Here is a 25,774-nt window from a genome sequence, read left to right on the forward strand (position 1 = left end):
AATGCTGCGTTTCCTCTGGGCGGCGCTGATTTTGTTGTGCGGACTGGGCTGGTCGACCCTGGCTCAGGCCGATCCGCCGCAATCCGCCAAGCAGAGGCTCATCGACAAGGTCTGCACCCTGATCCAGGCCCATGCCGATCAGAACGGCCTGCCCCGGGACTTTTTCGCCCGACTGATCTGGAAGGAAAGCCGTTTCGATCCCAACGCCGTCAGTCCGGTCGGCGCCGAAGGCATCGCCCAGTTCATGCCGGGCACCGCCAAGATGCGTGGGCTCGCCAATTCCTTCGACATCAACCAGGCGATTCCGGCCTCGGCGAAGTATCTCGCCGAAATGAAAACCAGCTACGGCAATCTCGGCCTGGCGGCTGCCGCCTACAATTCTGGTGAAAGCCGGGTTTCGCGCTGGCTCGGTTCCGGCGGTTTCCTGCCGATGGAGACCGAGAGCTATGTTTTCGACATCATGGGCGAGCCGGTCGACAAGTTTTCCGACCGGATCTATGCCGGCAAGGTCGAACCGCTCGATCAGAAGTCGGATTTTGCCGTCGCTTGCCGGAGGCTGCCGGTGATCATGTCGCAGACCGTGGCGATGGCCTCGATCAATATAAAACCATGGGGCATCCAGGTGGCCGGCAACTTCCGCCGCAGTGCCGCGATCGGCCAATGGCTGCGGGTAAGAAGCCGGTTTCCGGCCCTGCTCAGCGGTCATGATCCGGTGGTCAGCCGGGTGCGCACACCGATCGGCCGGCGCGGCATCTACGCGGTCAGGATCGGTGTCGACGACCGCGCCGCCGCCAATGTCATCTGCCGGAAATTGCAGAGCGTCGGCGGAGCGTGCGTGGTGGTGCGCAACCGGTAGTCCAGCGGTTGGACTGCTGGGCTGCACAGAAAAGGCAGAGTCGGGGTGCCATGACCAAAGTTGCCAGCATCGTTCTGCTCAATGGGGTTGGCAGCGCCGGCAAGGGCTCGATCGCCAGGGCGCTGCAGACGATCACCGCCGCGCCCTTCCTGCATGTCCAGATGGACACTTTCATCGAGATGCTGCCCTACGCGCTGCAGGACCATGCGGATGGCTTTTCCTATGAATCCACCCGGCAGGACGGCAAGCCTTCGGTCGTGATCAGGACCGGGCCGGTGGGTGCGCGAACCCTGCGCGGCATGCGCCACGCCATCGCCGCCATGGCCGGGCAAGGCAACAACCTGATCGTCGACGATGTGCTCTACAATGGCGAAATATCAGACTATCTCGAACTGCTGTCGGCTTTCGACCTCCACGTGGTCGGTGTCATGGCGCCGCTGGAGGTGCTGGAAGCGCGCGAAGCGCAGCGTGCCGACCGCATGCCAGGCCTGGCGCGCTGGCAATATGGGCGCGTGAACCATAACATAGACTACGACCTGGCAGTCGACACCAGCCTGCTTACGCCACTCGAATGCGCCCGTCGCATCCAGCAAGAATTTCGGTTATAGGCGGCCGGATTGGCCGGGTTGCCCTGCCTATGATGAGCAACAAGGGCCGCCGGATGTTTGACGGATACATTATCTGTGGCACGCCGAGAACCGGAAGCACCTTGCTGTGCAAGCTTCTGGCGACTACCAAGGCCGGCAATCCTCATTCATTCTATCGGCGGCAGGACGTCTCGGAGTGGGCCGAAGACTGGAACCTGCCCGATCGCGACACGATGAGCGAGCTCGAATTCAATGTCGCCTATCTCGATGCGGCAATTGCCGCGGGCAAGGGTGGGACAGGCATCTTCGGCCTTCGTTTGATGCGCGAAAATCTGGATGAGCTTTCAGCAATCCTCGACCAGATTTTCCCAGAACTTCCGTCAGACAAAGCGCGTTTCGAAAAAGCATTCGGCGATGTTCTCTACATACATCTCTCGCGTGAGAACAAGCTTGCGCAGGCTGTCTCCCTGGTCAAAGCCGAGCAAACAGGTCTCTGGCACATCGCTCCTGATGGCACCGAGATCGAAAGGGTCGCACCCGCGAAAGAGCCGCACTATGATTTCGAGCGGATCAAACGTGAGCTCACGGTGCTCGAGGCCAATGACGCGGCCTGGAACATCTGGTTCGCGGAACAAGGCATAATCCCGCTGCGGGTTGGCTATGAGCGCCTTTCAGGCAATCCGGCTGCGGCATTGCTGGGCATCTGCGAAGCCTTGGGCGTTCAAGCGCCGAATGCCGCGGATGTAAGGCCCGGCGTTGCAAAGCTCGCCGACGAGACGAGCCTTGACTGGATGCGCCGCTATCATCTGGACGCAACCGTTTGACGCATCGATGAAAGCGGCTAAGCCGTCTTCGCCACCACCGTCTCGCTGAGCCAGGTGCCGATCTTGGTGCCGAGGCGGTCGGGCGAGACCGGCTTGGGCAGATAGTCGTCCATGCCGGCTTCGATGCACTTGTCGCGATCGCCCTTCAGTGCATGCGCGGTGACGCCGATGATCGGGATGTGGGTGCCCGACGAGGTCTCCATGGCGCGGATGGCGCGGGTCGCTTCGTAGCCGTTCATCTCCGGCATCGAGACGTCCATCAGGATCAGCTTGGGGCGCAGCGCCCGATACATCTCGACCGCAGTGCGGCCGTTGCCGGCGATGCGGTAGCTGAGACCAAGGCCGTTGAGGATCTGGCCGAACACCAGCTGGTTCACATCATTGTCCTCGGCAATGAGGATGTCGATCGGGCCGTTCGGCGTGGCCGCCGATTCCGGCGCTGTGGCGACCGGCTTTGCCGGGCCACGGATAACGGTGAAAGCGGGCGGCGCTACCGGGGGAGCCTGCACGATCGGTTCGCGGACGAACTGCGCCTTGCCGACCTGCGAGCGGGCCTTCTGGACCACCGAGATGACGGTGCCGAGCAGGACCGCGGAGCGCGCCGGCTTGGTCAGGTGGGCGGCGATGCCGAAATCGATGATCATCTTGCCGAAATCGACCTGGTCGACCGAGGTCAGCAACACCACCGGAATGGAAGCCAGCCGGCTATCGGAAGCAATGGCCCTGGCGACGTCGGCGCCGTTCATGCCCGGCATCTGGTAGTCGAGAATGATGCAGTCGACGGCGGCTCCCAACTGAAAGGCGCGATCGAGGAAAGCCAGGCCCACGGCGCCGCTTTCGGCGGCGGCGCAGTCGAAGCTCCAGCTTCTGAGCTGCTCGAGCAGTATTTCGCGGTTGACCGGATTGTCGTCGATGACCAGCACGCGAGCGCCAGTGACGTCGACCGGCACGATTTCGTCGCGCGCCGCGGCATGATGCGCGGGCAGCGGCACCGCGAACCAGAACACCGAGCCGCGGCCGATCTCGCTCTCGACGCCGATCTTGCCGGCCATCAGGTCGACGAGGCGGGCGGCTATGGCGAGGCCGAGGCCGGTGCCCTCATGGCGGCGGGTCGACGAACCGTCGACCTGGGCGAATTTTTCGAACACGTTCTGCAGTTTCTCGGCGGGAATGCCGATGCCGGTGTCCTCGACGCGAACCTTGAGCTGGACCACGTCATTGACGATCTCGCCGCCGACATCGATCAGCACATGACCCTTTTCGGTGAACTTCACCGCGTTGCCGAGGAGGTTGGTGACGATCTGCCGGAACCGGCCGGCGTCGCCGACGACATGGGCCGGCAGGCGCGGGTCGACGCGCACGATCAGTTCGAGGTTCTTTTCGGCGACGCGCGCCGACACCAGCGTCGCCACGTCCTCGACCGCTTCGGAAAGACGGAAGGGGGCAGGGTCGAGGGTGAGCTGGCCGGCATTGATCTTCGAGAAATCGAGGATGTCGTTGATGATGGTGAGCAGCGCGTTGCCGGATTTGACGATGACATCGGTGAAGGTCTTCTGGCGCGCCGTCAGGTCGGTCTTGGCCAGCAGCTCGGCCATGCCAAGCACGCCGTTCATCGGCGTGCGGATTTCGTGGCTCATATTGGCCAGGAATTCCGACTTGGCGCGGTCGGCGGCCTCGGCCTTGAACAGGGATTCGGCGGATTCGGCAAAGGCGCGGCGGATGGCCACTTCCATCGGGCGGAAGATCCAGAAGGCGACGATGGCAAGGGCCGCGAACAGGATGCCGCTTGCCCACAGCAGCAGCCTGTCGCTGGAGGCATCGGCCAGGTGGCGCTCATCGTCCATGGCGGTGCGGACGCGGACCAGCATGGGCTGGGCAAACAGATCATTCTGGTTGCGGATTTCGCGATAGCTCCATTCGTCGACCTTCTGCGCCATCGACATCAGGTTGAAGTTGCGCACCATGTCGCGCGGCGACCAGAACAGGTCACCGTTGACGGAAGCGGATTCGAGCTCGTTGACGGTCTTGCCCGAAAGGCGTGATCTTATCGCGGCAAGCTGCTCGGTCAGCGTCTCGATCTCGCCGGTCAGGCGCTCCGAATGGCCGCGCGCCGATGAGGTGAGGGCATCGCGTGTCTCCGCCCGCCAGGCTGTGCCGGTCGTCTCGGCAAAGCTGGTCGCGTTGCGCAGGTCACGTGTAAAGACGACGAGGTTGCTGCTCAGCGTATCGATGTCATGTCGAAAGGAATTGACACGATCGAGCGCTATCATGATCGCCGCTGAAGCCAGCGCGAAAATCAGCAACCCTGAAATATAGCGGATCCGGACCGACCGGATGAAAGACGAATATTCCGGCATGCGCAACCCCAACACATACGCACCATTTTAATGGTCGGGATTACGCTTCATTTACATTAAAATTTCGTTCGTGTGTGGACGCGAACAGCGCGCCGACGCCGTGCTCGAACAGTTGGCGAAAACGTATGGCAAGCCGGCTTGATTGTATCCGGCCTGAAACAGACCCACACCGACCCGACTTAACCCTGAAACGAAAAGATCATATCGAATGACCACCAACAACTATGCGCTCAAGAACTCAAGCGCCTGGAAAACGTTCGCCATGGCCGGTTTCGCCATTGCCGCCTCGATGAGCGTGGACGGCATCGCCTTCATGGAGGCATGATTGGCCGTCAAGGGGCTCTATGCGATGGCCGCGACCATGCTCGTGCATACCTCGATCTCACTAAGGCGCTGCGCGACGCGGAAGAAGCAAGCCGCTCCATCAACTGACAGGAAGGTGCCAGACCGAGACGCTGCTGATGGACGTCAGCCGCAGTAACGAAGTGTAATCGGGTTCCGGCTACAACAAGGCTCAAATCACGCAAGACTGCCGATCGATCCGATCAGGATTGCAACGGTCTTGCCCAATGGAAGTCGCCGCTATGGACATCGCCTCGAACAATCATGCGAACAGCCATCTGATGACGTCACGGCGCTTTGCGCCTCTCTTCTGGACGCAATTCCTGTCCGCCTTCAACGACAATTTCCTCAAGAACACGCTGGTGTTCCTTATTCTGTTCACGCTGGCGGCGGACAAGGCGGCGTCACTGGTCACCCTGGCGGGTGCCGTGTTCATGGCTCCCTTCCTGCTCTTGTCCGCCCTTGGCGGCGAGATCGCCGACCGCTTCGACAAGGCCCTCATCGCCCGTCGGCTGAAATTCACCGAGATCGCCGCTGCTGGCGTCGCGGTTGTCGGCATCGCGCTGTCGTCGATCCCGGTGCTGATGGTGGCGTTGCTGATGTTCGGCATCATCTCGGCGCTGTTCGGACCGATCAAGTACGGCATCCTGCCGGATCATCTCGAGCGCAAGGAATTGCCCGGCGCCAATGCCTGGATCGAATCGGCGACCTTCGCCGCCATCCTCGGCGGCACCATCGCCGGCGGCGTCGTCTCGGCCGATGGCATAGGCGTCTCGGTCTTCGGGCCGATCATGATGATCCTCGCCGTCAGTTGCTGGTTTGTCAGCCGTTACATCCCGTCCACCGGTTCTGCGGCCCCCGACCTCGTCATCGACAAAAATGTCTTTCGCTCGACCTGGCGTCAGGTCAACGGATTGCGTGGCGACAAAAGAATCTGGCGCGCTGGACTGATGACGTCGTGGTTCTGGCTGATCGGCGCCATCGTCCTTTCGATCCTGCCGACCCTGGTCAAGGATTCGCTCGGCGGCAACGAGATGGCGGTCACCGTCTATCTCGCGGTGTTCGCCGTATCGATCGCCATTGGCTCCGCCATTGCCGCGTGGATGTCGCAGGGCCGTATCGTGCTCTTGCCTGCACCGGTCGGCACGGCGCTGCTTGCGCTGTTCGGACTGGATCTGGCCTGGACCATCTGGAGCATGCAGCCTTCGCCCAGGGCCGAAACCCTTGCCCTTTTCTTCGCCGGGCCAAACACGATCCATGTTGCGATCGACCTTGCCGGCATGGCGATTGCCAGTGCCTTCCTTGTGGTGCCGACCTTTGCCGCCGTGCAAGCCTGGTCACCTGAAGCGCGCCGCGCTCGCGTCGTCGCCGCCGTGAGCATCGTCAATGCAGGCTTCATGACGGTCGGCGGCATACTCGTCGCCGCGATCCAGGCAGCCGGCGTCTCCACCGGAGCCATCCTGTTCGGCCTCGCCGCGGTCAACGCCATCGCCGCCTGGCTGATGCTGAAATACCTGCCGACCAACGCTTTCCGCGATTTTGTCTCCATCCTGTTTCGGGCCTTCCACCGCCTCGAAGTCGAGGGCATGGAAAATCTCAAGGCCGCCGGCCCGGCACCCATACTGGCGCTCAACCATGTCAGCTTTCTCGATGGTCCGCTGGCGCTGACGCTGACCGATGAAGAGCCGGTCTTCGCCATCGACCACACCATCGCTCAGGCTTGGTGGATGAAGCCGTTCATGAAACTCGCCCGCGCGCTGCCGCTGAACCCATCCAAGCCAATGTCGACCCGCACGCTGATCAAGATCGTGCAGGGCGGCGACCCGCTGGTCATTTTCCCGGAAGGCCGCATCACCGTCACTGGCGGCCTAATGAAGGTCTATGACGGCGCCGCCATGGTGGCCGACAAGACCGGCTCGATGGTCGTGCCGGTGCGCATCGACGGGCTGGAGAAGAGCTACTTTTCGCGGCTGACCTCGCAGCATGTGCGCCGCCGCCTGTTCCCGAAGGTCAAGGTGACCATCCTGGAACCGGTCAAGCTCGAAGTGCAGCAGGAACTTAAGGGCCGCAAGCGTCGCGCCGCAGCGGGTGCCGGCCTCTACCAGGTGATGTCGGACCTCGTCTTCCGCACTCAGGACATCGACACCACCGTCCTGGAAAAGATCATCCAGACGGCGCGCGAGCGCGGCATGAAGCAGCTCGCCGTTCAGGACCCGGTCACCGGTTCGCTGAGCTATGGCAAGCTGCTGACGGCTGCCGCAGTGCTCGGCGAGAAATTCGAGAACCTCTATGCCGGCCAGCAGACTCTCGGCATCATGCTGCCCAACGCCAACGGCTCCTGCGCGACGCTGCTCGGCGTCATGTCGGCCGGCAAGGTTCCGGCGATGATGAACTTCACCGCCGGTGCTGCCAACATCCTGTCCGCCTGCAAGGCCGCCGAGGTGCGCACCGTGCTCACGTCGCGCGCCTTCATCGAACAGGCCAAGCTCGGCGCCGTCGTCGAAGAGCTCGGCCGCTCGGTGAGCATCGTCTGGCTCGATGATCTGCGGGCTACCATCGGCCTCAAGGACAAGCTGCTCGGCCTCTTGCGCAAAAGCACGCCGCGAGTCGCCCGCAAGCCCGACGATCCGGCAGTGATCCTGTTCACGTCCGGCTCCGAGGGCACGCCCAAGGGCGTGGTGCTCACCCATCGCAACATCCTGGCCAATGCCGCCCAGGCCGCATCGCGCATCGACTTCCATTCGGGCGACAAGGTCTTCAACGTGCTGCCGATCTTCCACTCCTTCGGCATGACGGCGGGCACGGTGCTGCCGCTGATCTCGGGCGTGCCGGTCTACTTCTACCCCTCGCCGCTGCACTACCGCATCGTACCGGAGCTGGTTTATGCATCGAACGCGACGATCATCTTCGGCACCGATACGTTCCTCGCAGGCTATGCCCGCACGGCACACCCCTACGATTTCCGCTCGGTGCGCTATTGCTTTGCTGGCGCCGAACCGGTCAAGGCGTCGACGCGCATGACCTATATGGAGAAGTTCGGCCTGCGCATCCTGGAGGGCTACGGCGTGACCGAAACCGCGCCGGTGATTTCCATCAACACGCCGATGTACAACCGCTCCGGCAGCGTCGGCAAAATCATGCCCGGCATGGAGTATCGCCTGGATGCGGTACCAGGCGTCGATGACGGCGGACGGCTTTTCGTGCGCGGCCCCAATGTCATGGCGGGCTATCTCAGGGCCGAGAAGCCGGGCGTGCTCGAGCCGCTGGCAGATGGCTGGCATGACACCGGCGACGTCGTCGCCGTTGATGAGGCCGGCTTCATCACCATCCGTGGCCGTGCCAAGCGCTTCGCCAAGATCGGCGGCGAGATGATCTCGCTGGCTGCGGTCGAGGCGCTCGCGGGCGAATTGTGGAAAGGCTTGCTGTCGGCCGTCGCCACCGTGCCGGATGCGCGCAAGGGCGAAAAGCTGATCCTCATCACCGAGGCGGCCGGCGCCACCCGCGCCGAGTTCCTGACCTTCGCCAAGGCCAACGGCGCCATGGACCTGATGGTGCCGGCCGAAGTGCGCGTCGTTGCGAAAGTGCCGGTCCTCGGCTCCGGCAAGCTCGACTTCTCCGCTGTGACCAAAATGGTGCGCGGCGAAGAAGAAATGAAGATCAAGGCGGCTTGAGCCAGTCGTAACCAATGGCCGGCGGACCAAGCCCGGCCCGTTGGCCCCCTCATTGAGCAACTGAGGTCGTCTTTGGGCCAGTGATGCCGGTTCCGGCGAGGGTCCGCTTACGAGCGGCCAAATCGGCGTGGCAAAGGCTGGTTTGGGTCAGTTCACGTCGATGCATGGGGCGCGCCTGCGTCCGTTCATGGCGCAAAGCAGACGAATTTCGCAATCCAATCGGGCCGATGTCCTGGTTGGCCTGACGTCAGCTGGTCCGCGCCGCCACGAATGTCGCCGCTTCCTTCAGCAGCAAGGCACGCTCGCCATAGGGCGCGAGCAATTCATGCGCTTGTTCGACAAGCCCATGAAGCTGGCTGCGTGCCCAGTTCGCGCCATGCAGCGCCACCAGCGTCGCCTTGCCGGCGGCGGCATCCTTGCCGGTCGCCTTGCCCATCTGGCTGGCATCCGCGGTCAGGTCGAGCAAATCGTCGGCAAGCTGGAAGGCAAGGCCGATCGCCGAGCCGAATTCGGCCAGCCGCTCACGGTCCTCGGCAGGAGCGCCGGCGATCAGCGCGCCCGCCTCGCAGGCGAAGCGGATCAGCGCGCCGGTCTTCATCGCCTGCAGCCGGATGATGCCGGCCTCGTCCGGCGGCGCCTGTTCGGCCTCGAGGTCGAGCTTCTGGCCGCCCACCATGCCGCCGGCCCCGGCCGCGCGAGCCAGCGCCAGCACCAGGGCAGCCCGTCGCTCCGCCGGCAGCACGGTCGCCTCGTCGGCGATGATGTCGAAGGCAAGCGTCAGCAAGGCGTCGCCGGCCAGGATGGCGGTCGCTTCGTCGAAGGCCCTATGCACGGTGGGCTGGCCACGACGCAGGTCGTCATCGTCCATGGCGGGCAGATCATCATGGATCAGTGAATAGCAATGCACGCACTCGAGAGCGGCGGCGATGCGCAGTGCCGCCTCGCCGTCGGCGGAAAAAAGGGCCGCACTTTCCATGACCAGGAAGGGGCGCAGGCGCTTGCCGCCGTTCAGCACGCCGTGGCGCATGGCCGCCATCAGGCGGTCGGGGCGCGCTATCTCGCCCGAAAGCGCGCGGTCGTCGAGCAGCCGCCGCAGCAGCACCTCGACGGCGGCTGCCCGTCCAATGAGCGCCATTTCGAAGGCCATTTCGTCGTCATTCGTCATAGTCGGGACCGGTAGCCGACACTCAGACGTTGCGCAAGAAGCCAAGCGCCATTATGCCGGAGCAGGGAGAAGCACGGGTTGGACGGCTTGGCGGAACCGATCGTCGATCATGAAATCGAAAAGCTGGACATGGCGACGAGATCGCGGGGCGTGAACCGCCGCAGTCTCAAGCGCTGGGTCCGGCGCGGCATCGTCGTGGCCGCGGTGCTGGCGCTGATACCGACGGTGCTGACGCTGCTCTATCTGCCGTCCTTCGTGCATCCGGTGTCGACGCCGATGCTGAAGGACCTTGCGACGTTTTCCGGCTACGACCGCCGCTGGGTGTCGATCGACGATGTGGCGCCGGTGCTGGCCAATTCCGTGATCATGTCCGAAGACGGGCAGTTCTGCTTCCACCGCGGCGTCGATCTCGGCGAGTTGAGGGGCGTCGTCGACGATGCGCTGGCCGGCGAGGCGACACGCGGCGCCTCGACCATCACCATGCAGACGGTCAAGAACCTGTTTCTCTGGTCACGGCCGCTGGGTTCGGTGCGCAAGGTCGTCGAACTGCCGCTGTCCGTCTATTTCGACGCGGTGATGTCGAAACGGCGCATCATGGAAATTTACCTCAACATCGCCGAGTGGGGGCCGGGCATCTACGGCATCGAGGCCGCGGCACAGCACCATTTCGGCATTTCGGCAAAACAGCTGTCGCGGCGGCAGGCCGCACTTCTGGCCGTCTCCTTGCCAAATCCGATCGCCCGCAATCCGGCGAAGCCCGGGCCGGGCCTGAGACGGCTCGCCAATCTGATCGAGCGGCGCGCCGGCCGCTCCGGCGCCTATGTCGGCTGTCTGCAGTAGCCAGCTCAAAAAAATTCGCGGCAGTGCTGGCCAAAACGGCGCAGGGCGTGTATAGGCACCCGACTTTCTCAGATTCCGGCCCCGACACGGCCCTTTCACGAGGGCGGGCGGGGCTTTTTGACCATGTAATGGAGCATATCCATGGCCGTTCCGAAACGAAAAACCTCTCCGTCCAAGCGCGGCATGCGCCGCTCGGCCGACGCCCTCAAGGCCCCGACCTATGTCGAGGACAAGAATTCCGGCGAAATGCGCCGGCCGCACCACATCGACCTGAAGACCGGCATGTATCGCGGCCGTCAGGTGTTGACGCCCAAGGAAAGCTGAGACCAGCTTTTTTGAAGTCTTGAGTTACCGAAAGACCGGCCACTGGCCGGTCTTTTTGCGTTTGGCAGCCGGGCGGCGTCAGCTATCGCCAGACGATCGAGCTGATCAAGGGCCTGTTCGCCAAGGGGCGTGTCGTTGGCATGGACATCGTCGAGATCGCGCCCGCCCGCGACATCAACGAGATCACCTCGATGACCGCCGGCCACATCATCCTCAACGTCATTGGTGCGGCCGTGCGCGCCGGTCAATTCAAACACTGAGCCCACTATCTCGTAATTCCGGACGGAAAACCGTTTCACATTTTTCCTGGAATTGCTCCGTGTCAGCCGGGCAACCGGCTGACACGGTTGTTGCATCCGGTCTTCGACCGTGTTCGTGGCTCCTCACGAAAAATCTTGACGGCGTGCCCGTGGCGCATTCTACAAAGGATTGCCCCCATATGGAGACGCCAGATGTTCGGTGCCGTCCCGCTTTTGATCGTGCCTTTCGTGCTCTACAATCTCGGCCTGCTCGGAATATTCGGCGGCGGCGACGACCCGTGGGCGAACGAAATCTTCTCGTTCAGCATGATGTCGGGCGGCGTGTTCTCGATGACGCTGGGCGACCTGATGGTGCTGCTCGGGCTGATCTTCCTTTTCCTCGAAATGGCGAAGTCGGTGCGAACGACCAATGCCTCGATCATGGACCATCTTCTGTCGACGCTGGTCTTCGTTGCGTTCCTGGTCGAGTTCCTGCTGGTGAAGGGTGCGGCACATTCCGTGTTCTTCACGCTGATGGTCATCGCGCTGTTCGACGTGCTGGCCGGGTTCGCGGTGTCGATGCGGTCGGCCAGTCGTGACATAAATCTAAACTAGGGCCAACGCCTCAGCCTGGATCGGCGGTGAAGCCGGCTGCCTCGATGCCGGCGATGGCGGTGGCTTCGTCATTGTCCGAGGTATCGCCGGAAATGCCGACGGCGCCAATGATGGCGCCGGCCTTGTCGCGGATCAACACCCCGCCGACGACCGGCAACACGCGTCCGCCAGACACGTCCGAGATGCCGGCAACGAGGTGCGGGCGCTCCTTGGCGAAGGCCTCGACCCGGCGCGAGCCCATGCCGATGGCCAGCGCGCCATAGGCCTTGCCGGCCGACATTTGCGGACGCAGGAACGAGGCGCCGTCCTGGCGCTGGAAGGCAATCAGATGTCCGCCGGCGTCGAGCACCGAGACGCCAAGCGGCTTGAGCTTGAGATCGGCGCCCCTGGCAAAGGCGGCATCGATGATCTCAACGGCTTTTTCGAGCGGCAGTGTGGTCATGGCAGTCTCCTGGTTGAAACGCGTCGATCATCGACCGTCGACGGGCTCGGCAAAATCCCGGTTTCGGTTGAAATTGCTTCGCATGAAGAGGCGGAATGGAAAGCGGCGTTCGACATGGCGCTGCCGCTGTGGCTGTGGTTCTTTGTTTGACGCAATTCCGGACGGAAACCGTTTCACACTTTTCCTGGAATTGCTCCAGACGTGCCTGGGGCAGGGCTATTTCTTCTTGGCGCGGGCCGGCTTCTTGGCGGGTGCCGTCGGCGTGTTGGCAAGGTCTTCCGCTTCCTTGGCGAGACGCAGCGCCCGCAACTTGTTGGTCTTGGCCTGGCGGGCGTCGCTCTCGGCGACGTATTCGGCCATCGCCTTCTGGCGAACGGTTGCCGCCTCTTCCTGCTTCTTGAAACGCAGGTCAGCACGCGCGCGGGCGGCATCCCGAGAGTTCTCAACCAAGACCTTATCCAATCCCGTGAATTGTGATTTTCCGCCTGTTCTAGCAGAGCCGGTCCCCAAACGGGAAAATAAGTTGGTCAAGCGGCCGGGCCGGCGGAGAGGGCCTTGCTGGCGACCACGGCCTGATAGGCGGCCTGCAAAGTCGCGCGGACAGAAGGACCAGTCGCCGTATCGAACGGCATGCCGAGATGCTCGTGGCGCAACTCGTCCATGAACTTGTCCCACATTGGCGGTCCACCTTTCTCCAGAAGCTCGGCGCGGATCGACAGTTCCTCGCTGACCGGCAGCCAGACGCGGCCCCAGGCGCCGAGATGGGCCAGGATCGGCACCAGCGTGATCGCCATCTCGGTCAGGCTGTAGATCGCCTTCTGCTTGTGGCTGGGGTCGTCTGCCTTGGTCAACATGCCCAGCTCCATCAGCCGCTTCAACCGGTCGGCAAGGATGTTGGAGGCAATGCCTTCCATCGATCCATTGAGCAGTTCGCGAAAGTGACGCCTGCCGCCGAAGATCATGTCGCGGAGGATGATCAGGCTCCAGCGGTCGCCGAACACTTCGAGCGACAGGTTGATCGGGCATCCGGACCGGCGATCCATGCTCATGAGATTTTCTCCAAAAACCGGTTGCATTATCGTATCAGTTTTATTATCGTGCAACCGATTGCAAAATGCAATCAGTTTTGCGAAACGGGAGACTGCGCCATGACGATGATCGAACGCCCCCAAATCATATCCGAAGCCTTTGGCGATCGGGCAAACCCGCCGCTGTTGATGATCATGGGAGCGATGGCTTCGATGCTCTGGTGGCCCGAGGCGCTGTGCCGGAAACTGGCCGATGCCGGCCTGTTCGTGATCCGCTACGACAATCGCGACACCGGCCGTTCGACCAAATATCCGCCGGGCGAGCCGCCTTACACATTCGACGACTTGGCCGACGATGCGATGCATGTGCTCGACGACCACGGCGTCGGCAAGGCGCATGTCGTCGGCATGTCGATGGGCGGCATGATCGCGCAGCTTGTGACGCTCAAACACCGGTCCCGCGTCGCTTCGCTGACCGTCATCAGCAGCTCACCCGTGGGGATCGACACCTCGCATCTGCCGCAGACGAGCGATGCCTATATCAAGCATTCGGCAGAGGGCGCGAAAGTCGATTGGTCGGATCGTGGCAAGGTGGTCGATTTCGTGGTCAAGGACGCGCAGGCGATCGCCGGCATCGCGCACCCATTCGATGAGGCTCGGATGCGAGCTTTTGTCGAGCAGGATTACGACCGCTCCGGTGGCCTGCTGAGCGCGACCAATCACTTCATGCTTAGGGGTGGCGATGCGTGGAAGGGCCGGCTGCGCGAGATGACGGCGCCACTGCTGGTCATCCATGGCACAGCGGATCCGATCTTCCCGGTCGAGCACGGCGAGGCGCTGGCCGAGGCGGTCGCCGGCGCCAAAATTCTTCGGATCGCAGGCGGCGGCCACGAGCTGCATCCGGACGACTGGACGATGATATCTTCCGCCATCGTCGACCACACCCAAGCCAGTTGAGGCGCGCCCCGCGCGGGTCTTGACGAGCAAGGCCTGTCGCAATAGTTAAGTAAATGCTTCAGTGTTAAATCCTGGCAAGCAGCACGGCACCGGCCGCCGCCGAACCACGAAACAGACGAGCAAAAAATGTCCCTGACGCTTCATTTCCATCCGCTGGCCTCCTTCTGCTGGAAGCCGCTGATCGCGCTGTATGAGAACGGCATACCGTTCACGCCGGTCATCGTCGATCTCGGCGATCCCGGGTCGCGCGCGGCCTTCCTGAAGATTTCGCCGACCGGCAAGATGCCGGCCCTGCGCGACGATGCGCGCGATCGCACGGTGCTGGAATCGACCATCGTCGTCGAATATCTGGCCGCGCACCGCCCGGGGCCGGTCGACCTCGTTCCGGCCGACATCGACCTGGCGCTGGCAGTCCGGCAGACCGATCGCTTCTATGATTTTTATGTGCAGGAGCCGATGCAGAAGATCGTCGGCGACCGGTTGCGGCCGCAGGACAAGACCGACCCGTTCGGCGTCGAGCAGGCACGCGCCCAGTTGCACAACTCCTACGCCATCATCGAAGAGGACATGCAGACGAAGACCTGGGCGATGGGTGACGCGTTCAGCATGGCCGATTGCGCGGCGTCTCCCGCACTGTTCTACGCCAACAAGGTCGAGCCGTTCGGCGACAAGTATCCTGCGGTAAAGCGATATCATGACCGCTTGGTGCAGCGCGCGGCTTTCGCCCGCGTGATCGAGGAGGCGCAGCCCTATTTCAAGTTCTTCCCCTACAACAACGGCTGATCGCAATGCTGCACGATCCTGCCCAGATCGATCTGATGTTCCAGGCGCTCGCCGATCCGGCGCGGCGACAGATGGTCGACCGGCTGTCGCGCGGCCCCGCTTCGGTCAGCCAGCTGGCCGAGCCGCTGGCGATGTCGCTGTCGGCCGTCGTCCAGCATCTGAACCTGCTGGAGGCCAGCGGCCTCGTGCGCACACAGAAGCTCGGCCGGGTGCGCACCTGCCAGATCGAACCCGAGGCACTGAGAGCGGCCGAACACTGGATCAATGAGCGGCGTCTCGCCTGGGAGTGCCGGCTGGATCGGCTCGGCGATTTTCTGGCCGAGACCGGCGATGACACCGAAGGAAACTGAGGAGCCCATCATGACAAAACGTTCCGTCGTCCATTCCACTTTCGTCATTGAACGCAGCTACCCTGCGTCGCCCGCAAAAGTCTATTTCGCCTTGAGCAATCCGGCGGCCAAGCGGCGCTGGTTTGCGGACCCCGACAATCCGATGCCCAGCCGGTACGAAATGGACTTTCGTGTCGGCGGCAAGGAGGTCAATGCCGGCGGACCCAAGGACGGGCCGATCTACGTCTACACTGCCACCTACCAGGACATCTTGCCGGACCAGCGCATCGTCTACAGCTACGACATGCTGTTTGCGAAACCCGCATATCGGTGTCACTGGCGACGATCGAGCTTTATCCGGAAGGTGAAGGCACGCGGCTGGTGCTGACTGAACAGGGCGCTTTCCTGGACGGTCACGACACTTCAGCCTCGCGTGAGCACGGAACCGGCGTGTTGCTCGATGCGCTTGGAGCTTCGCTGCGTGCGCAGAGCTGATCGGGACGGTTCCACCGGGCGAAACGAAGCGCTCAGACCTCCCAGAACTGATCGAGCCAGATGTTGAGTTTGAGGAAGCCGGCAATGCTCACCGTATAGACGCGCCTGGTGCCTTCGGCCTTGGCGTTGACCAGCCCGGCATCGAGCAGCACTTTCAAATGTTGCGAAACGGCCGGGCGCGATACGGGCAAACCCGCGGCCAATTCGTTGACGGTTTTCGGGCCGCGGCGAAGTTCTTCCAGAAGATGGCGCCGGTTGGGATCGGCAATCGCCATGAAAGCGTCGGAAAAGATCATGCTGTATTTGTGAGGCAAAGCCTTTCGAATCTCAACCGTCTGCTTCCGCTTTTCTTCTGGGATCAAGTCGCAATGCTTCCGGCGTCACCGAACGGTCGGCCGGCTGCGTCTTGAAGGCGTCACGGTCGCCGATCGGCACCGGCGCGCGGCGGCTGATGCGCAGCAGCGTATAGCCCGCCAGGCAAAGATGCGCGAAGGCAGTCGCCAGGAACAGGCCCTCAGGGCGCATCCAGCCCATCAGGGCGGCTGCCAGCAGAGGTCCGATCATCGTTCCGAAGCCGTAGAGCAGCAGCAGGCCGCCCGACACCTTGACGAAATCCTCGGAGCGAGCGTGGTCGTTGGCATGCGCCACCGCGATTGAATAGAGCGTGTAGGCGAAGGCGCCATAGGCGGCGGTGCAGACGATGACGAAGACGCCGGTGCGTGGCTCGAACAGGAAGATCGCAATGGCGAACAGAGCCGCGCCGAAGGCAGCACCCGCCAGAACGAAACGCCGGTCGGTCTTGTCGGAGAGACGCCCGGCCGGAAGCTGCATGGCGGCACCGGCAACCACCACCAGGCTCATCATCAGCGCGATCTCGGCCGTGGAGATGCCGATACGGGCGCCATAGACCGCGCCAAGCGTGCCCCAGGCGCCGTTGGCGATGCCGATCAACAGGCAAGCGACCGCCGACACCGGCGAATTGGCATAAAGGCCTTTGACGTCGAGCGAGACATCCTGCAGCGGCTTGGGGTGTGAAGCGGTCGAGACCGCGGTCGGAATGAGCGACAGGCAAAACAGGATGCCGGTGATCATGAACAGCGATGCCGACTTCACATCGCCGCCGGCGACGATCATCTGTCCGCCCATGATCGAGGCATAGGTGACCATCATGTAGAGGCCAAAGACGGTGCCGCGGTTCTCGTTGGTGGCCTTCTCGTTCAGCCAGCTTTCGATGACCATGAAGGCGCCGGCCATGGTGAAGCCGGTGAAGGCGCGCAGCAGGATCCAGACATACGCGTCGATGATCAGCCCGGTGAGCAGCGCCACGATGGCGCCCAACGAGGCAAAGGCGCCGAAGGCACGCACATGCCCGGCGCGGCGCACGATGCGCGGTGCAAAGAAACAGCCGGTGACGAAGCCGCCGGCCCAAGCCGTGCCCATCAGGCCGAGCGATGCGGTCGAGAAGCCTTCCAGCTGACCGCGCAAGGGCAGCAGCAGCCCGTGCAATCCAGACGCCGCGAGCAGGAAGGCGGTGCCGCGAAGCAGCGAGAGGATCGGTCGGTAGGTTGCGAACATTGTTTGATCCGGCTCGGGTTGGCGGGGCGCTGGGTCTGAAGACAGTCGCATTCGGGCTTTTCGGCGGCGAGCCTTCCGCCCGTGTCTATCCGCGGCGGAACAGCGCCTCGGCGGCCGATTTGGTGCTGTCCTTGGCCCTGAGCTCGTTCTCCAGGCGGGTGATCTCATCGCGCAGGATGCCGATCCGCTCGGTCAATTCACCGACCGAAAGCAGCGACAAGTCCTGCCCGATCTCGTGCGGGCGCGCTTTCTTCTTGGGTTCGTCGTCGAAGATCGCCATCGTCGCTCCTCCCAGATTGGACATTTGCCTGATTTGGCAATCAGCATACATAGGGCAGGGGCGTCGATGCAAACAGCCCATCGGACAACGGCGAGGAAATCTCATGGCGAGCGGACAGAAAATTCCGGCAAGAATGACGGCCATCGCGATCTCGGAGCCGGGTGGCCCCCGGGTGTTGAAACCCGAAACGCGTGACGTGCCGCAACCCGGCCCCGGCGAGATCCTGATCAAGGTGCATGCCGCCGGCGTCAACCGGCCCGACCTCCAGCAGCGCAAGGGCGCCTATCCGCCGCCGCCCGGCGCATCCGACCTGCCGGGCCTCGAGGCCTCCGGCGAAGTGGCCGCGCTTGGCGATGACATATCGCGCTGGCGCATCGGCGACCGCGTCTGCGCGCTGACGCCCGGCGGCGGCTATGCCGAATACGTCAAGGTTCACGCCGGCAGCGTGCTTCCGCTGCCGGCAGGCTTTACCCACACCGAAGCCGCGGCGGTGCCGGAAAGCTATTTTACCGTCTGGCACAATGTGTTCGAGCGCGGCGGGCTGAAGAGCGGCGAGACGCTGCTTGTTCATGGTGGCTCGTCCGGCATCGGCACCACGGCGATCCAGCTTGCCTCGGCTTTCGGCGCCTATGTCATCACCACCGCCGGCAGCACGGAAAAATGCGACGCCTGCCTCAAGCTCGGCGCCGACCGGGCGATCAACTATCGCGAGGAGGATTTCGTCGCCGCGGTGAAAGAGGCAACGAGCGGAAAGGGCGCCAATGTCATCCTCGACATGGTCGGCGGCGACTATGTGGCGCGCAACTACGAGGCCGCCGCCGTGGAGGGTCGCATTGTCCAGATTGCCGTGCAGGCCGGCGCCGTGGCGAGCGCCGACTTCTCGAAGATCATGGTCAAGCGATTGACCCACACCGGTTCGACGCTGCGGCCGCGCACCGTGGAATTCAAGGCTGCGATCGCGGCAGCGCTGGAGGCGCAGGTGTGGCCGTTGCTCGGCACCCGCAAGGTTGCTCCCGTCATGGACATGATCTTCCCGCTCACCGAGGCCTGGCGGGCGCATGAGCGGATGGAGGACGGCGAGCACATCGGCAAGATCGTGCTCGACGTCGGCTAGGACGTATCGAGATACAGGTGATGCCGGCCTGCAAATGGCGCCTTCCTGCGCTTCCTGAATCTCGACACGTCCCCGAATGCGTCTCGCTGCCTACAAGATGAACAGAGGCTTAATGGTGCAATGCAGCATTTGCATCATTGCTATGCAAAATCAGCCGTTCAAGTCCCGCTCGATGATGACTATTTGAGCATCACCGAAACAAACAACCATTTGGAGGACTACCATGAACCCGATCCGCGCTTTCCGTAACTGGCGCATGTACACCGAGACCGTGCGCGAACTGAACCGCCTCAACGCACGTCAGCTCAGCGATCTCGGCATCAACCGCGCCGACATCGAGAAGATTGCCCGCAGGGCCATCTGACATCGGGCAGGTCCGCTCCGAGGAGCGGACCCTGCTGTGGAAGCCAGAGCCGCATCAGACGGGAGATCCGTCGCGGTTCCGAACCCGCTGGACCCAGTCCGGCGGGTTTTGTCGTTTTGGAGGCCGGATGGCGAGGCGGGATCGGCCGCGGCCTCAGCCTGTACGGGTCCGGGCAGGGTTGCCCGCCGCTCACGGTGCCCTGGCCAATGCTGCAGACCGCCTTTTCGATCTGACGCCGGCCGAGGCGAGCCTGTTCCGGTAGCCGCAGGGCGCACGGTTTCCGGCCGGTGACATCCAAAAACATTGCGAAGTGGCGACAGAGCGGTTATACAGGCCGCGAATTTCCCATTTTGGTGGCTCTAAACCACCGCCCGCGCGGGAACGCGGGCGAACGAGAAGGATTTTTTGCAATGGCCAATACGCTGCTGATGCCCAAGGCGACCGCCGTCTGGCTGGTCGACAACACCGCGCTTTCTTTCGAGCAGATTGCGCAGTTCTGCGGGCTGCATCCGCTCGAGGTCAAGGCGATCGCCGACGGCGAATCGGCGCAAGGCATCAAGGGCATGGATCCGATCATGACCGGCCAGCTGAGCCGCGACGAGATCGCGCGCGCCGAGAAGGATCCGAACCAGCGCCTGAAGCTTTCGGACCCCAAGGTGCGGGTGCCGGAATCCAAGCGCAAGGGTCCGCGCTACACGCCGCTGTCGAAGCGTCAGGACCGGCCGAATGCCATCCTGTGGCTGGTGCGCAACCATCCCGAACTCAAGGACGCGCAGATCTCGCGCCTCGTCGGCACCACCAAGTCGACGATCGAGCAGATCCGCGAGCGCAAGCACTGGAACTCGGCCAACCTGCAGCCGATGGACCCGGTGACGCTGGGCCTCGCTTCGCAGATCGACCTCGACATGGAAGTCAACCGCGCCTCGCGTGGTCGCGAGCAGGCGCAGCCGGTCGGCGACACGCTGCTGCCGGCGGCCTTGACCGAGCGGCTGGTGCCGGCTCCGGAGAAGCCGAAGGACGAGGATGCCGAACTCGACGCCAACGCCGTCTTCGCCAAGCTCTCGGCTTTGAAGTCGAAGAACACGGACAACGAAGACGAGTAAGGTCTCCGACAGCCCAACAAAAAAGCCCGCTTCGAGCGGGCTTTTTTGTGCGATCCGGCAATCTCAGGTTCGCGCCGAGCGGTCCGGTGCCATGCCGTAATCCTCACTGCGCTCCACCGCGCGGTAGAAGTCGGCCAGCTGCTTACCGCGCTCCGGCTTGAAGATGCGACCGGCGATGATCACCGAGGCGATGCGATCGATGCGGAAGGCGCGAAAATCGTCGCGCATCTCGCACCAGGCGACCAGCGTCCACACCTTGCCCCAGAACCACAGGCCGAGCGGACGGATATCGCGGGCGGTGCCGCGGCCGGCCTCGTCGCAATAATCGATGGTCAGCACCTGACGCTTTTCGACCGCGCGTTCGATCAGGTCGATTGCCTCGCGGGCGGCGTCGCTGACCACCCACATCGGCGTGTGGATCTCGGTGCGGGCGATGCGGTCCTTCTCGGCATCCGGCAGCACCGCACCGATCTTGACCAGCGCCTCGTCGGCGGCGCGCGCCATTGCGGCGCCGCCAAAGGCGCGCACCATGCGGGCGCCGGCAACCAACGCGACGATCTCGTCACGCGTGAACATCAGCGGCGGAAGGTCGAAACCCTCTCTCATCATGTAGCCAACGCCGGCCTCGCCGTCGATCGGCACTCCGGTCGACTGCAGGTCGGCAATATCGCGGTAGATGGTTCGCTCGGAAACCTCGAGCCACGTGCCGAGCTTCTGGGCGGTGACCAGACGGCCACCGCGCAGATGCTGCACGATCTGAAAGAGCCTGTCGGCGCGGCGCATCGTATGGTCCCTCGGCGTTGTTTCTATGCGTGTCGCCCAAAACAGGTGTCCACTTTTGGGCGACGCGCACTATGGTTCTTGCTCATGCGGTTATCCCAAAACCGCAGAACAATTTTTGGCGGCACGCATCATGGTTTCAGCCCTTCGCGCTTGCGTTGTGCGGCGACGAATGCCGCGCCGAAGGACAGTTTACTGGTGGTCGGCGTCTTCGCATCGAGCACGCGCCAGAAGGGTGCGATTTCGCTCAGTGTCATGCCGCGTTCGAGATCTTCGTTAGCTGCCTCGGCGACGGTGCGGAGATGATAGCCGATGGTGACCGGGCATGTCACTTCGGCGCCATGCTCGATGGCAAGTGCTGTGCGCAGCGCACGCACATCCATCTCGACGCCTTCCGGAATCGAACGGATGAAATCATCAACCTGCCGCGCTGTCGGCACCAGCATCGGCTGGCCCTCGATGACATCGGCCATCGTGCGCGGCGTCGGCTTCACGCCGTTGATACCTTGTGTGTTCAATCTGTCGTTCCAGCTTTTCATCGATCGTCCTCTCGACCGCCGATGCACAGCACCTCGATTTTGCACCATTGCACGTACCTCCTGACAGCATACTGTCAGGAGGCTTCAGCATACTCCTTGGCGAACAGCGTCCGCATCTGCGCGAGATCGCTGCCTCTTTCGGGATAGAGGGTCTTCAGAAAGGCGAGCGCGAAAGTGCCCGGCGCCGAGCCTGGCGCGGAAACGACTTTGCCGTCGGCGACGGCATGCGGCACGTCCTGATAGTTGGCGTCGCCTGCATAGCCGGCTTCATGACCGTTGATCCAGTCGCGGCCATTGCTGGTGTGCCTGGCTTCTCGAACAAGCCGGCCCGGGCCAGCGCCAGCGTGCCGGCACAGATGCCACCGACCACGCCGCCGCGCGACGCGACGGCGGTGAGCAATTCTGCCGTATCCGGCGGCGCCTCGCCTGCCCACTGATCGGAACCGATGACGGCGATGGCATCGAGATCGGCATTGTCACCGACTTCAATAGAGCGGTCGGGCGTCAGCCGAAAACCGCTGATCCCGGTTACCGGCTTGCCGTCTGATGTCAGCGAAACGGTGCGGGCGCCGAACCATTCGACCGCCGATGCCGCCAGCAGACCATATTCCCAGTCGGCAAAACCTTCGATGAAAAGAAAGCCGATTGTCTTCTGTTCGGGCATGAGCTCGCTCCATCCCTCGCGCGCCGGATCATTTATCTGGGCGTTGGGGCGCCCACATCCAACTGCTGTGTCGAAAAATTCGTCTCAATTGCCGCGATGGCGACGTTCCGAATACATGTCCGGCCAGCCGATATCCTTGCGAAGGTCCGCTGGCAGCGAGTTCATGAACCGCTGGGTGCGGATTTCGTTGCGCATCGTCCGGATCTTGCCGACATAGTGCTGCATGCCGCGCAGAATGGTAAAACCGTTCATGGCTAGTCTCCTCTCTCTGAATGGAGACACTATCGCATACCCCTCCTGACAGCAGTCTGTCAGGAGGATGGCAGGGCGCGGACGATAGTTGCGATTGAGTGCCTATGCCGAGGAACGGCATCGTTTTCGCTGCATCAGACGGAGGCCCGCAGCAGGCTTGGCTGGCTGCGATTGTTCACCGCAAGGATACTGCCGAGGTTCCACTGTTCAGTCTCCGGCGACGGACTGTCCGGATACGCGCCCTTCAGCGACGTGGCCGCAGTTCTGATATGCAAGGAGAAAATTCTTCCCCCAAAAAAAAACAGGGAGACGACCATGAGCCTGCAACTGACAGGAATCCACCATCTGACCGCCATCACCGCCAATGCGCCTGGAAATCTTCATTTCTACACAAAGGTGCTGGGCTTGCGGCTGGTCAAGAAGACGGTGAACCAGGACGATACCTCGGCCTACCACCTCTTCTATGCCGACGGCGAAGCGACACCGGGCACCGACCTCACCTTCTTCGACTGGCCGGTTGGCCGTGAGCGGCGTGGCACGCACAGCATCGTGCGGACCAGCCTCAGGGTCGGCAGCCAGGAAAGCCTTGCCTGGTGGAAGCAGCACCTGACCGGCGAAAACATCGTGACGAGTGAGATCGCCGACATCGGCGGCTACCGCTGCCTGGATTTTGAGGATCCCGAGGGCCAGCGCCTGCGCCTCGTCAGCGATGGCGGCAAGGGCGACAGCCATCCCTGGGCGCAAAGCCCGGTGCCGGCAGAGCACCAGATCCGCGGGCTGGGGCCGATCGTCATCAGCGTTCCCGACATCACCAACACCGAGGCGGTGGTGACGCAGGTGATGAACATGCGCAGGGCTCGCGACCATGCCTCGCCGGAGGGCCAGGTTCACGTCTTCGAAATGGGCGAGGGCGGGCCGGCGGCGGAGTTGCATGTCCTGGTGCAGCCGGGTCTGACGCCAGCAAGGCAAGGCGCCGGTGCGGTCCATCACGTCGCCTTCAGGGCGCCGGACCAGGAGACGCTGCATCAATGGACGGCGCGGCTGGCCGAATTCCGTCTGCCGTCGAGCGGCGAGGTCGAGCGCTATTACTTCCGCTCGCTCTATTTCCGCGAGCCGAATGGCATCCTGTTCGAGATCGCCACCGACGGGCCGGGGTTCACCGCCGACGAGCCGCTGGAAACGCTGGGTGAAAAGTTGGCCCTGCCGCCGTTCCTCGAACCGAAGCGTGCCTCGATCGAGGCTGGCCTCAAGCCGCTCAAGTAGATTGGCCCCCGCTCAAGGGTGGGCGCCGCGTACCCGGTTCGGGATCGCGGCGTCCATTCTCCCCCGGGCAACGAACGAGGCGCTTTGACAGGCGGCCGCGTTGCTGGTCAAAGGCGGCATGTCGAAACTTCTCGCGCTCGTCATTGTTGGCATCATGGCCATCCAGCTGATCAAGCCGCTCGGTTGGCCTGGGCTGAAGCGGCGCAGCGATTTCTGGAAGCTGGCGCTGCTGGCGATGGCGGCTATTTCCATAACGGCAGTGCTCGGACATTGGACATAGGCCGCACAGAGCAAGGCCGCCGCCGAACGTTTAGCTGGCAAGCACCGGGCCGACGAGATGCTCGGCCCAGGCCCGGTAGCCGGCTTCCGAGGCATGAAATCCGTCGGAGGCAAAACCCTCTTCAGGATTTGTGATCGGCAGGCGCGGCGCCGGCACCGCGCCGCGCTCCAGGCAAAGGCGCTCGCCCATCCGGTTCATTTCGGTGGCGCGGATCTCGAGGATCTTGCCGAGCAACGGCGGCATCGCCGGTGCCCGCGTGAACTCCAGCACCGGCGACCACACCACGCGCGCTTCCGGCCATTTGGCGCGCAGCGCATAGAGCAGGCCGCCGAACTCCCTCTTGAAGCGCGGCACCGAGTGAAAATTCTTGGTGTCGTTGGTGCCGATGGCGAGCACGATATGCGTCCACGGATCGGCCGACAGATTGGGCAGGACGTGGTCGCGGATCTGGCCGGAGGTTGCCGAATTGAAGCCGGCGGCCCGCCAGCGCACGGCGCGGCTTGTACTCTGCGCAATCAGCACGGCGAGTTGCGCGGCAAGTCCGTTTTCCGAATTGCCGATGCCGACCGAGGCGGCCGAAGAATCCCCCAGCACCAGAAGTGAGATTGGCGGCGCCTTGCCGGCGAGATCGTGCATGACCGGCCCCTGCGCCGGAAGCATGCGCGTGGTGCGGCGGCGCACGCCGAGGCCTTGCCAGACATAGACCGGGTAGGCGAGCCAGGTGAGGAGGGCGAGAAGGCGCTGCATGCGCAATCCTTTAGCGCATGTTGCGGCTGACGTGAACGACCGGTGGCTGCCTGTCGCGTGCTCTAATCGCAACAGGTCTCCTGTGCCCCAGATCGGTCGCCGTATTCATCATGCAGCCGTACCCAATCCATCAGGCCGTGATAGGGGCCGGCCTCGTTGCGGCCCTTCGGCGTCATGTCGAGATAATCATACGTGCCGATCAGCGCCTCGCCGCCACGGGCGCGCGACATGAAGGTGAGGAAGATGTCGCCGGTCTCGTCCCGGTAGAAAACACTGGTGCCGGGAAGCTCCTTCGACGTCCGGGGACGGGTCTCGAAATTGTAGGTGGTATCGCCAGCAGCGATCTGCTTGTCGGTGAACGAGACCTGCATGTCGAAGTTGAAATCCGACGCATAGGATGACACCCAGTCGAATTTCCAGCCCATGCGCTGCTTGTAGGGCAGCAGTTCGACCAGCGGCGCGCGCGAGAGCACGACCAGCGACACGTCGTGATGCCTGAGATGCTGGTTGGCGCCGTCAATATGGTCGGCAAGGAACGAGCACCCCTCGCAATGATGATTGCACCCCGGCCCGAACATGAAGTGGTAGACGATCAACTGGCTGTTTCCGGCAAACAGGTCGGCCAGTCTTTGTGGCCCTTGCCCAGTCTCGAAGACATAGTCCTTCCGGATTTTCAGCCAGGGCAGTTCACGCCGTTCAGCCGAAATGCGCTCGCGAAGCCGCGTCAGCTCCTTCTCGCGGGCCAGATGTGCCTTGTGCGCCTGGAACCAGTCTTCGCGCGAAACAACCTTGTTGCGATGCATGAACCTCTCCCTGTCTGTCATCCCAAGGACGTTCGGGATGGGCGAAAGCCGACATCGCCGGTTGTTTGTTCGAGCATGATCTTCTCCGAAAAATTCCACTTTTCGGGATCATGCTTCAGCGCCGGAGAGGAAACAGGGACGGAGAAGTCCCATCCC

At 63.0% G+C, this 25,774-nt stretch carries 29 protein-coding genes and 2 pseudogenes; 17 read left to right on the forward strand and 14 right to left on the reverse strand.

Annotated elements, in window-relative coordinates:
- The first annotated feature begins 1 nt into the window (after position 1).
- Genes ACFSOZ_RS07570 through ACFSOZ_RS07580 form a run of 3 tightly spaced genes read left to right on the forward strand, consistent with a single transcriptional unit; the run spans position 2 to position 2,267 of the window.
- Positions 2 to 856, forward strand: coding sequence for a lytic transglycosylase domain-containing protein (locus tag ACFSOZ_RS07570; protein ID WP_379095464.1), 855 nt, complete (start codon positions 2 to 4; stop codon positions 854 to 856).
- A 50-nt stretch (positions 857 to 906) separates the two neighbouring features.
- The gene (locus tag ACFSOZ_RS07575; RefSeq protein ID WP_379095466.1) at positions 907 to 1,464 is read left to right on the forward strand and encodes a phosphotransferase-like protein; all 558 of its coding nucleotides are present in this window, start codon (positions 907 to 909) and stop codon (positions 1,462 to 1,464) included.
- A 29-nt stretch (positions 1,465 to 1,493) separates the two neighbouring features.
- Positions 1,494 to 2,267, forward strand: coding sequence for a Stf0 family sulfotransferase (locus ACFSOZ_RS07580; RefSeq protein WP_379095469.1), 774 nt, complete (start codon positions 1,494 to 1,496; stop codon positions 2,265 to 2,267).
- A gap of 17 nt (positions 2,268 to 2,284) precedes the next feature.
- Here ACFSOZ_RS07580 and ACFSOZ_RS07585 read toward each other — a convergent pair whose 3' ends face one another.
- The gene (locus ACFSOZ_RS07585; RefSeq protein WP_379095472.1) at positions 2,285 to 4,624 is read right to left on the reverse strand and encodes a response regulator; all 2,340 of its coding nucleotides are present in this window, start codon (positions 4,622 to 4,624) and stop codon (positions 2,285 to 2,287) included.
- Between the two features lie 584 nt (positions 4,625 to 5,208).
- Between ACFSOZ_RS07585 and ACFSOZ_RS07590 the strand changes: the two genes are divergently transcribed.
- The gene (locus tag ACFSOZ_RS07590) at positions 5,209 to 8,637 is read left to right on the forward strand and encodes an acyl-[ACP]--phospholipid O-acyltransferase (protein WP_379095475.1); all 3,429 of its coding nucleotides are present in this window, start codon (positions 5,209 to 5,211) and stop codon (positions 8,635 to 8,637) included.
- A 247-nt stretch (positions 8,638 to 8,884) separates the two neighbouring features.
- On the opposite strand, the gene ACFSOZ_RS07595 is transcribed toward ACFSOZ_RS07590, so the two are convergent.
- Positions 8,885 to 9,802: a polyprenyl synthetase family protein gene (locus ACFSOZ_RS07595; RefSeq protein WP_379095478.1), complete on the reverse strand. Its 918-nt coding sequence runs from the start codon at positions 9,800 to 9,802 to the stop codon at positions 8,885 to 8,887.
- 78 nt (positions 9,803 to 9,880) lie between these two features.
- Between ACFSOZ_RS07595 and ACFSOZ_RS07600 the strand changes: the two genes are divergently transcribed.
- From ACFSOZ_RS07600 to ACFSOZ_RS07615, 4 genes and pseudogenes are all read left to right on the forward strand, one after another.
- Positions 9,881 to 10,642: a biosynthetic peptidoglycan transglycosylase gene (locus ACFSOZ_RS07600; protein ID WP_379095481.1), complete on the forward strand. Its 762-nt coding sequence runs from the start codon at positions 9,881 to 9,883 to the stop codon at positions 10,640 to 10,642.
- Between the two features lie 141 nt (positions 10,643 to 10,783).
- Positions 10,784 to 10,966 carry a 50S ribosomal protein L32 gene (gene rpmF, locus ACFSOZ_RS07605; RefSeq protein WP_008834724.1) on the forward strand — a complete coding sequence of 61 codons (183 nt, stop codon included), beginning with the start codon at positions 10,784 to 10,786 and terminating at the stop codon, positions 10,964 to 10,966.
- Positions 10,967 to 11,037: 71 nt separating this feature from the next.
- Positions 11,038 to 11,226 (forward strand): annotated as a pseudogene (locus tag ACFSOZ_RS07610) (arginase family protein); the annotation flags it as partial.
- 192 nt (positions 11,227 to 11,418) lie between these two features.
- Entirely contained in the window at positions 11,419 to 11,820 is a 402-nt protein-coding gene (locus ACFSOZ_RS07615; RefSeq protein WP_378922757.1) for a hypothetical protein, read from the forward strand.
- 10 nt (positions 11,821 to 11,830) lie between these two features.
- On the opposite strand, the gene ACFSOZ_RS07620 is transcribed toward ACFSOZ_RS07615, so the two are convergent.
- The 3 genes from ACFSOZ_RS07620 to ACFSOZ_RS07630 form a co-directional block, all read right to left on the reverse strand.
- Positions 11,831 to 12,262, reverse strand: a complete 432-nt coding sequence (locus ACFSOZ_RS07620) for a GlcG/HbpS family heme-binding protein (protein ID WP_379095485.1) — start codon at positions 12,260 to 12,262, stop codon at positions 11,831 to 11,833.
- Positions 12,263 to 12,478: 216 nt separating this feature from the next.
- Positions 12,479 to 12,712, reverse strand: a complete 234-nt coding sequence (locus ACFSOZ_RS07625; RefSeq protein ID WP_379095488.1) for a hypothetical protein — start codon at positions 12,710 to 12,712, stop codon at positions 12,479 to 12,481.
- 77 nt (positions 12,713 to 12,789) lie between these two features.
- Entirely contained in the window at positions 12,790 to 13,311 is a 522-nt protein-coding gene (locus ACFSOZ_RS07630; RefSeq protein WP_379095491.1) for a winged helix-turn-helix transcriptional regulator, read from the reverse strand.
- 99 nt (positions 13,312 to 13,410) lie between these two features.
- Here ACFSOZ_RS07630 and ACFSOZ_RS07635 point away from each other — a divergent pair, with 99 nt between their 5' ends.
- From ACFSOZ_RS07635 to ACFSOZ_RS07650, 4 genes are all read left to right on the forward strand, one after another.
- A complete protein-coding gene (locus tag ACFSOZ_RS07635) occupies positions 13,411 to 14,247 on the forward strand; it encodes an alpha/beta fold hydrolase (protein WP_379095494.1) in 837 nt (278 codons plus the stop codon).
- Positions 14,248 to 14,373: 126 nt separating this feature from the next.
- Complete coding sequence (locus ACFSOZ_RS07640; protein ID WP_379095496.1) at positions 14,374 to 15,030, forward strand: glutathione S-transferase family protein; 657 nt, start codon at positions 14,374 to 14,376, stop codon at positions 15,028 to 15,030.
- Between the two features lie 5 nt (positions 15,031 to 15,035).
- Positions 15,036 to 15,380 (forward strand): ArsR/SmtB family transcription factor, encoded by a 345-nt coding sequence (locus tag ACFSOZ_RS07645; protein ID WP_379095499.1) that lies wholly within the window; start codon positions 15,036 to 15,038, stop codon positions 15,378 to 15,380.
- Between the two features lie 10 nt (positions 15,381 to 15,390).
- Entirely contained in the window at positions 15,391 to 15,747 is a 357-nt protein-coding gene (locus ACFSOZ_RS07650; RefSeq protein WP_379095502.1) for an SRPBCC domain-containing protein, read from the forward strand.
- 139 nt (positions 15,748 to 15,886) lie between these two features.
- On the opposite strand, the gene ACFSOZ_RS07655 is transcribed toward ACFSOZ_RS07650, so the two are convergent.
- From ACFSOZ_RS07655 to ACFSOZ_RS07665, 3 genes are all read right to left on the reverse strand, one after another.
- Positions 15,887 to 16,150, reverse strand: a complete 264-nt coding sequence (locus tag ACFSOZ_RS07655; protein ID WP_379095505.1) for an ArsR/SmtB family transcription factor — start codon at positions 16,148 to 16,150, stop codon at positions 15,887 to 15,889.
- Between the two features lie 31 nt (positions 16,151 to 16,181).
- On the reverse strand, positions 16,182 to 17,429 hold the full coding sequence (locus ACFSOZ_RS07660; protein WP_379095508.1) for an MFS transporter: 1,248 nt from the start codon (positions 17,427 to 17,429) through the stop codon (positions 16,182 to 16,184).
- Between the two features lie 85 nt (positions 17,430 to 17,514).
- Positions 17,515 to 17,709, reverse strand: coding sequence for a DUF1192 domain-containing protein (locus ACFSOZ_RS07665; RefSeq protein WP_379095511.1), 195 nt, complete (start codon positions 17,707 to 17,709; stop codon positions 17,515 to 17,517).
- A gap of 103 nt (positions 17,710 to 17,812) precedes the next feature.
- On the opposite strand from ACFSOZ_RS07665, the gene ACFSOZ_RS07670 reads away from it, so the two are divergent.
- The 3 genes from ACFSOZ_RS07670 (at position 17,813) to ACFSOZ_RS07680 (ending at position 20,290) form a co-directional block, all read left to right on the forward strand.
- Entirely contained in the window at positions 17,813 to 18,823 is a 1,011-nt protein-coding gene (locus ACFSOZ_RS07670; RefSeq protein ID WP_379095514.1) for an NAD(P)H-quinone oxidoreductase, read from the forward strand.
- Positions 18,824 to 19,046: 223 nt separating this feature from the next.
- Positions 19,047 to 19,187, forward strand: coding sequence for a DUF1127 domain-containing protein (locus ACFSOZ_RS07675; protein WP_013529236.1), 141 nt, complete (start codon positions 19,047 to 19,049; stop codon positions 19,185 to 19,187).
- A 410-nt stretch (positions 19,188 to 19,597) separates the two neighbouring features.
- Positions 19,598 to 20,290, forward strand: a complete 693-nt coding sequence (locus ACFSOZ_RS07680; protein WP_379095517.1) for a DUF1013 domain-containing protein — start codon at positions 19,598 to 19,600, stop codon at positions 20,288 to 20,290.
- A 63-nt stretch (positions 20,291 to 20,353) separates the two neighbouring features.
- Here the strand turns inward: ACFSOZ_RS07680 and ACFSOZ_RS07685 are convergent, their stop codons facing one another.
- The 4 genes and pseudogenes from ACFSOZ_RS07685 to ACFSOZ_RS07700 all read right to left on the reverse strand — a co-directional run bounded on the left by ACFSOZ_RS07685 (position 20,354) and on the right by ACFSOZ_RS07700 (position 22,525).
- Entirely contained in the window at positions 20,354 to 21,073 is a 720-nt protein-coding gene (locus ACFSOZ_RS07685; protein WP_379095520.1) for a helix-turn-helix transcriptional regulator, read from the reverse strand.
- A gap of 128 nt (positions 21,074 to 21,201) precedes the next feature.
- Complete coding sequence (locus ACFSOZ_RS07690; RefSeq protein WP_379095522.1) at positions 21,202 to 21,609, reverse strand: hypothetical protein; 408 nt, start codon at positions 21,607 to 21,609, stop codon at positions 21,202 to 21,204.
- Positions 21,610 to 21,683: 74 nt separating this feature from the next.
- A pseudogene (locus ACFSOZ_RS07695) lies at positions 21,684 to 22,273 on the reverse strand (DJ-1/PfpI family protein).
- A gap of 84 nt (positions 22,274 to 22,357) precedes the next feature.
- Positions 22,358 to 22,525 carry a hypothetical protein gene (locus tag ACFSOZ_RS07700; protein ID WP_111544436.1) on the reverse strand — a complete coding sequence of 56 codons (168 nt, stop codon included), beginning with the start codon at positions 22,523 to 22,525 and terminating at the stop codon, positions 22,358 to 22,360.
- Positions 22,526 to 22,840: 315 nt separating this feature from the next.
- Here ACFSOZ_RS07700 and ACFSOZ_RS07705 point away from each other — a divergent pair, with 315 nt between their 5' ends.
- On the forward strand, positions 22,841 to 23,788 hold the full coding sequence (locus tag ACFSOZ_RS07705) for a ring-cleaving dioxygenase (protein ID WP_379095525.1): 948 nt from the start codon (positions 22,841 to 22,843) through the stop codon (positions 23,786 to 23,788).
- A 118-nt stretch (positions 23,789 to 23,906) separates the two neighbouring features.
- A complete protein-coding gene (locus ACFSOZ_RS07710) occupies positions 23,907 to 24,068 on the forward strand; it encodes a hypothetical protein (RefSeq protein ID WP_379095527.1) in 162 nt (53 codons plus the stop codon).
- A gap of 30 nt (positions 24,069 to 24,098) precedes the next feature.
- On the opposite strand, the gene ACFSOZ_RS07715 is transcribed toward ACFSOZ_RS07710, so the two are convergent.
- Positions 24,099 to 24,815, reverse strand: a complete 717-nt coding sequence (locus ACFSOZ_RS07715) for an SGNH/GDSL hydrolase family protein (RefSeq protein ID WP_379095530.1) — start codon at positions 24,813 to 24,815, stop codon at positions 24,099 to 24,101.
- A 62-nt stretch (positions 24,816 to 24,877) separates the two neighbouring features.
- Positions 24,878 to 25,618 (reverse strand): DUF899 domain-containing protein, encoded by a 741-nt coding sequence (locus tag ACFSOZ_RS07720; RefSeq protein ID WP_379095532.1) that lies wholly within the window; start codon positions 25,616 to 25,618, stop codon positions 24,878 to 24,880.
- Between the last annotated feature and the right edge of the window lie 156 nt (positions 25,619 to 25,774).

The sequence above is a fragment of the Mesorhizobium newzealandense genome, from assembly GCF_042682145.1.
GTDB classification, from domain to species: Bacteria; Pseudomonadota; Alphaproteobacteria; order Rhizobiales; family Rhizobiaceae; genus Mesorhizobium; species Mesorhizobium newzealandense.